Origin of the sequence: Pseudomonas sp. BJa5 (genome assembly GCF_030272875.2) — a bacterium.
GTDB lineage: Bacteria > Pseudomonadota > Gammaproteobacteria > Pseudomonadales > Pseudomonadaceae > Aquipseudomonas.
The window spans coordinates 68648-79506 of record NZ_JALRNG020000030.1 but is presented as its reverse complement, the minus strand read 5'-3'; the positions used below and the strand labels follow the sequence as shown (position 1 = coordinate 79506).

At 67.8% G+C, this 10859-nt stretch carries 9 protein-coding genes; 2 read left to right on the top strand and 7 right to left on the bottom strand.

All coding sequences use genetic code 11. The features are described from left to right. Positions 1-193 precede the first annotated feature (193 nt). The 3 genes from M2D63_RS17635 to M2D63_RS17625 all read right to left on the bottom strand — a co-directional run bounded on the left by M2D63_RS17635 (position 194) and on the right by M2D63_RS17625 (position 3144). The gene (locus tag M2D63_RS17635) at positions 194-1633 is read right to left on the bottom strand and encodes a short-chain fatty acid transporter (RefSeq protein WP_285864229.1); all 1440 of its coding nucleotides are present in this window, start codon (positions 1631-1633) and stop codon (positions 194-196) included. 120 nt (positions 1634-1753) lie between these two features. Further along, positions 1754-2410: a CoA transferase subunit B gene (locus M2D63_RS17630; RefSeq protein ID WP_285864228.1), complete on the bottom strand. Its 657-nt coding sequence runs from the start codon at positions 2408-2410 to the stop codon at positions 1754-1756. A gap of 35 nt (positions 2411-2445) precedes the next feature. After that, a complete protein-coding gene (locus M2D63_RS17625; RefSeq protein ID WP_285864227.1) occupies positions 2446-3144 on the bottom strand; it encodes a CoA transferase subunit A in 699 nt (232 codons plus the stop codon). 138 nt (positions 3145-3282) lie between these two features. Between M2D63_RS17625 and M2D63_RS17620 the strand changes: the two genes are divergently transcribed. Next, complete coding sequence (locus tag M2D63_RS17620) at positions 3283-4188, top strand: LysR family transcriptional regulator (RefSeq protein ID WP_285864226.1); 906 nt, start codon at positions 3283-3285, stop codon at positions 4186-4188. After that, the gene (locus M2D63_RS17615; RefSeq protein WP_285864225.1) at positions 4176-4997 is read left to right on the top strand and encodes an aldo/keto reductase; all 822 of its coding nucleotides are present in this window, start codon (positions 4176-4178) and stop codon (positions 4995-4997) included. Before M2D63_RS17620 ends, M2D63_RS17615 begins: the two co-directional genes overlap by 13 nt. A 95-nt stretch (positions 4998-5092) precedes the next feature. Here the strand turns inward: M2D63_RS17615 and M2D63_RS17610 are convergent, their stop codons facing one another. The 4 genes from M2D63_RS17610 to lexA are packed head-to-tail and all read right to left on the bottom strand — an operon-like array spanning position 5093 to position 10832. Further along, a complete protein-coding gene (locus tag M2D63_RS17610) occupies positions 5093-8200 on the bottom strand; it encodes an error-prone DNA polymerase (RefSeq protein ID WP_285864224.1) in 3108 nt (1035 codons plus the stop codon). After that, positions 8176-9588: a DNA polymerase Y family protein gene (locus tag M2D63_RS17605; protein WP_285864223.1), complete on the bottom strand. Its 1413-nt coding sequence runs from the start codon at positions 9586-9588 to the stop codon at positions 8176-8178. The genes M2D63_RS17610 and M2D63_RS17605 overlap by 25 nt, the downstream gene beginning before the upstream one ends. 6 nt (positions 9589-9594) lie before the next feature. After that, the gene (imuA, locus tag M2D63_RS17600) at positions 9595-10212 is read right to left on the bottom strand and encodes a translesion DNA synthesis-associated protein ImuA (RefSeq protein ID WP_285864222.1); all 618 of its coding nucleotides are present in this window, start codon (positions 10210-10212) and stop codon (positions 9595-9597) included. Beyond that, the gene (gene lexA / locus M2D63_RS17595) at positions 10212-10832 is read right to left on the bottom strand and encodes a transcriptional repressor LexA (RefSeq protein ID WP_285864221.1); all 621 of its coding nucleotides are present in this window, start codon (positions 10830-10832) and stop codon (positions 10212-10214) included. Before lexA ends, imuA begins: the two co-directional genes overlap by 1 nt. Positions 10833-10859: the final 27 nt, after the last annotated feature.

The following is a 10859-nucleotide window of genomic DNA, read 5'->3' as shown; positions in this document are numbered from 1 at the left end:
TGCCGAGAATCATTGTGGGAGCCGGCAGCGCCGGCGATGAGGCCAGTACAACCAGCACATCAGCCGTGGCCTGGAATGCGTCCGCTTCGCGGTCGATCGCAGGCTTCGCCAGCTCCCACAATGGCCGGGGCATGCCGAGAATCATTGTGGGAGCCGGTAGCGCCGGCGATGAGGCCCGCGCAGCCAGACACAGTCAGCCGGCCGGGGTCGGCATCACCGGTGGCACGTACTGCAAGGTGGTGCCCAGGGCCCAGAGCAGGACCAGCACCAGGGGAATGTGCACCAGCAACTGCACGAACGAGAAGCCGATCAAATCACGCGCCTTCAGGCCCAGCACGCCCAGCAGCGGCAGCATGTAGAACGGGTTGATCAGGTTCGGCAACGCTTCGGCGGCGTTGTAGATCTGCACCGCCCAGCCCAGGTGGTACTGCAGGTCATTGGCCACCAGCATCACGTACGGCGCTTCGATGATCCACTTGCCACCGCCGGAGGGGATGAAGAAGCCCAGCACCGCCGAGTACACGCCCATCAACAGCGCGTAGGTGTCGTGGGAGGCGATCTGCACGAAGAAGGTGGAAATGTGGTGGGCCAGGGTCTGCGCATCCACGCCCTTGACCTGGGTGAGGATCGCGGCGATCGAGCCATACAACGGGAACTGGATCAGCACCCCGGTGGTGGTCGGCACGGCGCGGCCCACGGCATCGAGGAAGCTGCGCGGGCGCCAGTGCAGCAAGGCACCGAGCATGATGAACAGCAGGTTGTAGGTGTTAAGCCCGGAAATCGCCAGGATCGCAGGCTTGGTGGCGAACTCGTTGTACAACCAGCCGCCGGCCAGCACTACCAGCAGCAAGGTCAGGATCGGGCTGTACTCCAGCCACTCACCCGGCCGCGTGCGCTGCGGCGGCGGTGGCGCCGAGAAGCTCGGGTCGACCCCACAGGCTTCGGCGCTGCGGGCACTGCCCGGCCCCGGCGCAGTGGCATAGGCCACCACCAGCGACACCACCACCAGCGCGGCGAGCATCACCCCGGACTGCCAGAGGAAGATGGTTTCGGTGAACGGGATCACCCCGGTGATCGCCAGGATCGACGGTGGCAGGCTGGCCGGGTTGGCCTGCAACTGCGCAGCCGAGGACGACAGGCCCAGGGCCCAGACCGCGCCCAGGCCCAGGTAGGCGGCAGCACCGGCGGCGCGGTAGTCCATTTTCAGCTCGCTGCGACGGGCCAGGGCGCGCACCAGCAGGCCGCCGAACACCAGCGACAGGCCCCAGTTGAGCAAGGACGCCAGCATTGAGATCAACGCCACCCAGCACACCGCCGAGCGACCGTTTTTCGGCAGGCGCGCCAGGCGGTCGATCAGCTTGACCGCCGGTGGTGAGCTGGCCACCACATAACCGCCGATGACCACGAAGGCCATCTGCATGGTGAAGGGAATCAGGCTCCAGAAGCCATCGCCAAAGGCCTTGGCCGTGTCCAGGGGCTTGGCGCCCATGGCCAGGGCGGCGACGGACACCAGTACCACCGCCAGGGCGGCGAACACCCACGAATCAGGGAACCAGCGTTCGGCCCAGTTCGAGCAACGCAGGGCAAAGCGGGCGGAGCGGCTGTCTTGAATATCAGCGGCCACGGGGAACATCCTTTTATTGGTTTTATTTGAAACGACAAAGGCCTCATCGCGGGGCAAGCCCGCTCCTACCAGGAATGCGTGGTTCCTGTAGGAGCGGGCTCGCCCCGCGATGAGGCCCGAAAGGCTTACTTAAAACGTCATCTCTTTAACATCGTCCGCCACGATCAGCTTACCGGCAGTCTTCTCGATGATTTCCTCAACCGACACCCCAGGCGCGGTCTCGCGCAGGATGAAGGCGCCGTTCTCGATCTCCAGGTACGCCAGGTCAGTCAGCACCTTGCGGATGCAGCCGGCACCGGTCAGCGGCAGGCTGCAGCGCGTCAGCAGCTTGGACTCGCCGTCCTTGGAGGCGTGGGTCATGGTGACGATGATGTTGTCGGCACCGGCCACCAGGTCCATGGCGCCGCCCATGCCTTTGACCAGCTTGCCGGGGATCATCCAGGAGGCGATGTTGCCTTCCACGTCCACTTCGAAGGCGCCGAGCACGGTGAGGTCGACGTGACCGCCACGGATCATGGCGAAGGATTCGGCCGAGCTGAAGATCGACGCGCCACGACGGGCGGTCACGGTCTGCTTGCCGGCGTTGATCATGTCGGCGTCCAGCTGCGCTTCGGTGGGGAATTCACCCATGCCCAGCAGGCCGTTTTCCGATTGCAGCATCACGTCCATATCGGCCGGGACGTAGTTGGCCACCAGGGTCGGAATGCCGATGCCGAGGTTGACGTAGTAGCCGTCCTTGAGTTCGCGGGCGACGCGCTGGGCCATTTGTTCGCGGGTAAGTGCCATGGTCAGGATCTCTTTGTTGTTCTGTTGGGGATGGCTCAGGCCTTGACGGTGCGCTTTTCGATGCGCTTCTCGAAGGTGCCGACAATCACCCGGTCGACATAGATACCCGGGGTGTGGATCTCGGTGGGCAGCAGCACACCCGGCTCGACGATCTCCTCGACCTCGACCACGGTGATCTTGCCGGCGGTGGCGGCCAGCGGGTTGAAGTTCTGCGCGGTGTTGCGGTACACCACGTTGCCGTAGTGGTCGGCCTTCCAGCCCTTGACGATGGCGAAGTCGCCGGTGATGGCCTCTTCGAGGATGTACTTGCGACCATTGAACTCGCGCACTTCCTTGCCTTCGGCAACCGGGGTGCCGTAGCCGGTGGCGGTGAAGAAGGCCGGGATGCCGGCACCACCTGCGCGCATTTTCTCGGCCAGGGTGCCTTGCGGGGTGAGTTCCACTTCCAGCTCGCCGCTGAGCAGCTGGCGTTCGAACTCGGCGTTCTCGCCCACGTAGGAGGCGACCATCTTGCGGATCTGGTGATCTTCGAGCAGTACGCCCAGGCCGAAGCCGTCGACGCCGCAGTTGTTGGAAACCACGGTCAGGCCCTTGACGCCACGACGCTTGATTTCGTTGATGAGGTTTTCCGGGATGCCGCACAGGCCGAAACCACCGGCCAGTACCGTCATGTTGTCGGTCAGGCCTTCAAGGGCCTGTTCATAGGTTGCTACGCGCTTGTCCAGTCCGGCCATGCTGATCCGCCTTTTGTAGTTGTTGAACCGACAGGGGTGTCGGCGAGCGTTTGCGCCATCTTCACCCCGTTAGACTTATTTGTTAATTTTGTTTTTATGATCATTTGATTTGTTTTCCAAAAGAATAGAGCCAAGCCGATGAACGTCAAACAGCTGCGCGCCTTCGTCGCCGTCGCCAAATTCCAGAGCTTCGCCCAGGCCGGTGAGTACCTGCACCTGTCGCAGCCGGCCCTGAGCCTGACCATCAAGGGCCTGGAAGACAACCTCGGCGGCGCCCTGCTCAGCCGCACCACCCGCAGCGTCAGCCTGACCCCCGAAGGCGAGGTGCTGCTGCCGCTGGCCCGGCAACTGCTGGCCGACTGGGAAAACACCGAGGAACTGCTGCGCCAGCGCTTCACCCTGCAACTGGGGCGGGTGTCCATCGCCGCCATGCCGGCCTTTGCCGGCAACCTGCTGCCGGCGACGCTCAAGGTCTTCCGCCAACGCTACCCGCGGGTCAATGTCACGGTGCACGACGTGATCAACGAACAGGTGCTGGAACTGGTGCGCCATCGCCGGGTGGAACTGGGCATCGGCTTCGAGCCCGAGGCCAGCGAGCCGATGCTGTTCAAGCCGCTGTTCCTGGAACGCTTCGTCGCCGTGGTGCCGGCCGACTCGCCCCTGGCCAGGCAAGCCCAGGTCAGCTGGCGCGAACTGCTGGCCGAGGACTTCATCGCCCTGCAACGGCCGTCGGCGGTGCGCCTGTTGCTGGAGCAACACCTGGCGGTCGAACACGGCAAGCTGGCGGTGGCCTTCGAGAGCCACCAGTTGTCGACCATCGGCCGCATGGTCGCCAACGGCCTGGGGGTCAGTGCGGTACCGGCCCTGTGCATCCGCCAGATGGAAGAGCTCGGTGCGCGCTGCGTGACCCTGGTCGAGCCGCGCATCGAACGGCGCATTGGCGTCAGCCTGCTGGCTGACCATAAACTCTCGGCAGCGGCCCAGGCGCTGCTCGAGGTGCTGCAGGAACATACCCGCCCCCAGGAGGTGACATGCGTACAGTGAAGTTAGCCGACAAAACGGTTCCGGCCATCGGCCAGGGCACCTGGTACATGGGCGAAGACCCGGGCCAGCGCAGCCGCGAGGTGGCCGCCCTGCAGCAAGGCATCGAACTGGGCCTGAGCCTGATCGACACCGCCGAGATGTATGCCGAGGGTGGCGCCGAGCAGGTGGTGGGCCAGGCCATTGCCGGGCGCCGCGACCAGGTCTTCGTGGTCAGCAAGGTCTACCCGCACAACGCCAGCCGCCAGGGCGTGCCTGCCGCGTGCGAGCGCAGCCTCAAGCGCCTGGGCACCGACTACATCGACCTGTACCTGCTGCACTGGCGTGGCCAGTACCCGCTGGAAGAAACCGTCGAAGCCTTCGAGCGCTTGCGCGAAGCGGGCAAGATCGGTCGTTGGGGGGTGTCGAACTTCGATGTCGACGACCTGCGTGAGCTGCACAACCCCGACTGCGCCACCAACCAGGTGTTGTACAACCCGGCCCAGCGCGGCATCGAGTTCGACTTGCTGCCCTGGAGCCGGCAACGCCAGTTGCCGACCATGGCCTACTGCCCGCTGGCCCAGGCCGGTCGCCTGCTCAAGCACCCGACCTTGGCAGAGATCGCCGAGCAGCATGGCGCCACCCCGGCCCAGGTGAGCCTGGCCTGGGTCACTCGCCAGGCCGACGTCATCGCCATTCCCAAGGCGGTGGATCCGGAGCATGTACGCCGCAATGCCGCGGCTGCCAGCCTGACCCTCAGCAGCGAAGAGCTGCGCGCCATCGACCGGGCGTTCCCGGCGCCGACGCGCAAGCAGGGGTTGGCGATGGTCTGATTCTGCTCCCATCGCAGGCTTCGCCAGCTCCCACAATGATGGGGGCTGCAGGTACCGGCTCTTGTGGGAGCTGGCGAAGCCTGCGATGGACTCTCTCAGTGAAAATCCCGGCTGCGCACATCCAGCCCCTGCAATAGCTCGCTGAGGTCTTCCAGGCGCTGGGCGATCAGGTGACGCACCCCGCTCTCACTTTCAAGCCGCCCGCTCACCCGCATCAACCTCGCCCCCACCAGGACCCGGCGCTGTCGCTCGGCGAGGTCACGCCAGACCACCACGTTGACATTGCCGAACTCATCCTCAAGGGTCACGAAGGTCACTCCACTGGCCGTCCCCGGGCGCTGTCGTCCCGTCACCAGGCCCGCCACGCTGACCTTGTCGCCATGCTCGGCCGCCTCCAGCGCCCGGGAGCTGCGACAGCCCAGGACATCGAGGCGGCGGCGCAGCAGGGTCAGCGGATGAGGCCCCAGGGTGGTGCCGACACTGGCGTAATCGGCGAACAGGTCTTCGCCGACCGTCGGTTGCGGCAAGTCGACCGGCGCCTCTTGCGGGGCATCGATACCGGCGAACAACGGCAACTGCGCCTGCACCGCCGCCACGCTCCAGCGCGCCCGGTAACGGTCGCTGGCCAGTCCGCGCAGGGCACCGGCGTCGGCCAACAACTCACGGGCGCGGGCATCGAGTTGCGCGCGCAGGCACAGGTCGCTGACATCGCGCCAGGCTTGTTCGCTGCGGGCCTGCTCGATGCGCCGGGCATCGGCCTCGCGAAAGCCGCGGATCTGCCGCAGGCCCAGGCGCAGGGCCAGGGCCTGCCCTGCCCCCGGTTCCAGGCTGCAGTCCCAGTCGCTGTGGCAGGCATCCACCGGACGAATCTCGATGCGATGGCGGCGGGCATCCTGGAGAATCTGGTCGGGGCTGTAGAAGCCCATGGGCCAGCTGTTGATCAGCGCGCAGGCGAAGATCGCCGGCTCATGGCACTTGAGCCAGCAACTGGCGTAGGTCAGCAAGGCGAAGCTGGCGGCATGGGACTCGGGAAAACCATAGCTGCCAAAGCCCTTGATCTGCTCGAAGATGCGCTCGGCGAATTCGGCGCTGTAGCCGTTGTCGAGCATGCCGCGAATCAGCCGTTCGCGGTGCGGCTCCAGGCCGCCGTGACGCTTCCAGGCGGCCATGGCCCGACGCAGCTGGTCGGCTTCGCCGGCCGAATAACCGCCGGCGACCATGGCCAGCTCCATCACCTGCTCCTGGAACAGCGGTACACCCAGGGTGCGCTCGAACACCTGTTTCAGCGCCGGTGACGGGTAGCTCACCGGCTCCAGGTTCTGCCGCCGACGCAGGTAGGGATGGACCATGTCGCCCTGGATCGGCCCGGGGCGGACGATGGCCACCTCGATCACCAGGTCGTAGAAGTTCTTCGGCTTGAGCCGCGGCAGCATGGCCATCTGCGCCCGCGACTCGATCTGGAACACCCCGACGGTGTCGGCGCGGCCGATCATTTCGTAGGTGGCGGCACAGTCGGCGGGGATCGTTGCCAGGGTCAGTTCACGACCGCGATGGCGGTACAAGAGGTCGAAGCAGCGGCGCAAGGCACTGAGCATGCCCAGGGCGAGGATATCGACCTTGAGCAGGCCGACCAGGTCGAGGTCGTCCTTGTCCCACTGGATCACCGTACGTCCGTCCATGGCGGCGTTCTCCACCGGCACCAGGCTGTCCAGCGGCTGCTCGGAAATCACGAAACCGCCCGGGTGCTGGGACAGGTGCCGGGGAAAGCCGATCAGCTCGCCGGTCAGCGCCAGCACCCGGCGCAGCAAGGGGCTGTCGGGGTCGAAGCCGGCTTCACGCAGTTGTTCGGCCGCCGGCAGGCGATCGCTCCAGCGTCCGCAACAGTCGGCCAGGGCGTTGATCTGCGCCACCGGCAGGCCCAGCACCCGGGCGATGTCGCGCACCGCGCCAGCGGCATGGTAGGTGCTGGCCACGGCGGTCAGGGCCGCGCGGTGGCGGCCGTAGCGGCTGAACACATACTGCAGGACTTCTTCGCGGCGCTCGTGCTCGAAGTCGACGTCGATGTCCGGCGGTTCATCCCGCTCGCGGGACAAGAAACGCTCGAACAACAGGTGGCTGCGCATCGGGTCCAGCTCGGTGATGCCCAGCACGTAGCACACCACCGAGTTGGCCGCCGAACCGCGCCCCTGGCAGAGGATGCCCTGGCCCCGGGCAAAGTTGACGATGTCGTGGACGGTGAGGAAGTAGCTCTCGTAGTTCAGCTCGGCGATCAGCTCCAGCTCATGTTCCAGGGCATCGCGCGCCTTCTGCTCGGTCCCTGCGGGCCAGCGCCAGCGCTGCCCCTGCTCGCACAGGTGGCGCAGCCAGGCCGTGGCGGTCTGGCCGGCGGGCACCAGTTCGCGGGGGTACTGGTAGCGCAACTGGCTCAGGTCGAAACGGCAGCGTGCGGCGATGCGCAGGGTTTCGTCGAGCAAGGCCGGCGGGTACAACTCGGTCAGCTGCACCAGGGGGCGCAGGTGGCGTTCGCCATTGGCGAACAGGCGCTGCCCGGCCTCGGCCACGGTGCAGTGATGGCGGATGGCGGTCATGCTGTCCTGCAGGGCGCGGCGGCCCCGGGCATGCATGTGCACGTCACCGGCAGCCACCGCCGGAATACCCAGCCCGGCGGCCAGGGCCAGTTGCTGGTGCAGGCGCAGCCCGTCGTCGGCGCCGCGGTGCAGCTCCACCGCCAGCCACAGGCGGTCGGCGAAGCGCTCGCGCAGCCATTCGCCTGTGGTCAGGTCATGCTCGTCACCCTCGGGCAGCCACAGGGCCAGCAGGCCGTCCAGCGCGGTGTCGAAGTCCTCGCGCAACAACCGGTAGGCGCCCTTCTCCGCCCGTCGCCGGCCCAGGGTGATGAGCCGGCACAGGTGCTGGTAGCCGGCCAGGTCCTGGGCCAACAGCACCAGCTTGGGGCCGTCATGCAGGCGCACTTCACTGCCGACGATCAGCGCCAGCTCCACGGCCCTGGCCGCCTGCCAGGCGCGGACGATGCCGGCCAGGGTGCACTCGTCGGTGATCGCCAGGGCCCGGTAGCCCTGCTGGCGCGCCCGCTCGAACAGCTCCCGGGCGCTGGAGGCGCCACGCTGGAAGCTGAAATTCGACAGGCAGTGCAGCTCGGCATAACCCTGGGGCGTGCTCATGCGAACCAGCCCTGCAGCCACAAGGGGCCGTCCTCACCGAGGTTGCGGTAGGCCCAGGCATACAGCCCGGCCGGGGTTTGCACCCGGTAGTAATCGCGGCGCACATCGCCGCCGTCCCACCAGCCGGATTCGATCCGCTCGGCGCCGGTCAGCAGCGTCACCCCCACCCCGGGCAAGGCCTGGGGTTCGGCCAGCAACCAACCCGGACGCGGCGCCGCCAGGGTCGGCACGGGCTTCGACGCGCTGTCCAGGCGCCAGGCGCATTCGGGGCGGTGGTCGGCCTCGGCCGCAAGGCTGCGCACCGCGCCATCGCCCAGGCGCGCACGCAAGCGCTCGCGCAGTTGCTCCCAGGGCTGGTTCTGCTGCGGGCGCGGGTCGAACAGTTCGCTGTGCTGCGGCACGAAGGCCGGCAGGTCGTCGGCCAACAGGCGCAGGTTGCGCACCGGTGCGCCCAGTTGCAATTGCTCGAGGCGGCCGCGGGCCAGTTCGAAGAGCATCAGCGGGTCGCGCTCGGCCGCCAACAGGCCGACCGCCACGCAGGTGTCCGGCCCCTCGGCGTGCTCCAGGTGCAGGGTAAAGCGTTGCACGCCACAGTCGCGGCCGGCCAGGAAGGCGGCCAGGTCGTTGATCAGCCGGCGCAGCGGAAACAGCAGGGCCTGGTGCGATTCGACATCGAAGTTCAGCTCCAGGCGAGCATCGAATCGATCGGGCGGCAGGTAGAAGGCCAACGCCATGGGCCGCACGCCCAGCAGGCGATCCAGGTGCAGCTGCACGGCGGCGGCAAAGCGCCGGGCCAGGGCCTCGCGTGGCAGCGCCATGACCTGGCCGAGCCGGCGCAGGCCCATGCGCGCAAAGGCGCTGGCCGCCTCTGCCGGCAGACCGACCCGCTCGATGGGCAGTTGTTCGAGGGCGACGCGGGTCTGCTCGGGGTCATCGAGCGCCAGGCCATCGTGACAGTTGGCGAGCATGCGCGCCGCCACCGGGTTGCTGGCCAGGACGATACGGTGGCGAAAGCCCAGGGCCCGCAGCTCCGCGCGCAAACGCGCCTCGAACGCAGGCCACGGCCCGAACAGGCCCAGGCTGGACTCGACCTCCAGGAGCAGCACCCGCGGGTAATGCAGGCTGACCTGGGAACTGAAGCGATAGGCCCAGGCGGCGAGCAGTTGCTGCAACGGCTCGATGGCCGCCGGGTCATGTTCGACGCAGGTGAAGTGCCCGGCCAGCGCCTGGGCCGTGGTCAACGGCTGGCCGGCGCGCAGGCCGAGGGCGGCCGCGGCCGGGTTGACCGCCTGCAGCACCCGGCGCTGGGCCGGGCCGCTGAGCAGCACCAGCGGTTCGTCGGGGTCGTCGCGGCCACGCAGCACGGCGTCGAGCGCCAGCTGCGGCAGCAGGATACAAGCCCAGAGCATGGCCCATCAGCCTCGCCCGGGGCAGGCAATGGGCGCGGCCGGGGCAAGCCCGCCACGGCACTTGAGCACCCGCCACTGGGCCGGGCGCGCATCCACGGCAATGCGCAGCGCCGCTGGCGAAGGGTTCAGCGCCGCCTGCTGCGGGCGACAGGCGAAGGCCAGGGTCTGGCCGCTTTCGGCGGCCACCTGCAAGCGGCGCAAGGCACGGTCGTCGGCCTTGTGCGGCCAGCACAGCACCGCGCCGCAACTGCCCGAGCGCAGGCACTGTTCGGCAGCCCAGAGCACCTCGGCCGGCGCCGCCTGCACCAGGCTCAGCTGGCGCAGGTCGACGCCGGCGGCCTGCCAGGCCGGTGCGTAGGGAATGAACGGTGGCGCAACCAGCACCACCCGCTCGCCGCTGGCGGTCAGCCGCGCCAGGCTCGGCCAGAGCAACTGCAACTCGCCACAGCCTTCGGCGGCCAGCAACAGCTCGGTGAGGGCGCCGGCTGGCCAGCCCCCGCCCGGCAGCGCCGCATCCAGCGCCGCATGGCCGGTGGGCTGCAGGCCCTGGGGCCGAGCCTGGGGGCGACCCTTCCAGACCCGCTGCTGGTCCAGCAGGCCGTCGAGGCTGAGCACCGCGCCCATCAGCCGCGCCTCACCAGGCCGCAGAACACGCCTTCGATGACGAAGTCCTGGCCGGGGCCGACCTCGATCGGCGCATAGGCCGGGTTGCGTGGCAGCAGCCGGTACTGCCCGGAGCCGAGTCGTTCGAAACGCTTGATGGTCACCTCGCCGTCGAGGCGGGCGACGATGATCTGCCCGTCACGGGCCTCGGCCTGCTGGCGAATGCCGACCAGGTCACCGTCGAGAATGCCGTCGTCGATCATCGAGTCGCCGCGCACCTTGAGCAGGTAGTCGGGCGAGCGGCTGAACAAGTGGGCATCGAGCATCAGTTGCTCATGGATATCGACGTCCGGGCCGATCGGCCGGCCGGCCGCCACCTGGCCCAGCACCGGGATCTCCAGCACCTCGGGCCGGCGCAGCGCCCCGGCCAGGCGAATGCCCCGCGCCTGGTTGGGCGTGACCTCGATGAAGCCGGCCTCGCACAGGGCCTGGATATGCTTGCGCGCCACGCTGCGCGAAGCGAAACCGAAGGCCGTGGCGATGTCGGCCAGGCTCGGCGGCTGGCCATGGTCGGCGATGCGCTCGCGGATGAAGGCGAGGATGGCGTTGCGTTTGGGCGATAATCTGTTCATGGAGTACATTTGTACTCTTTTCCGTGCGCACTGACC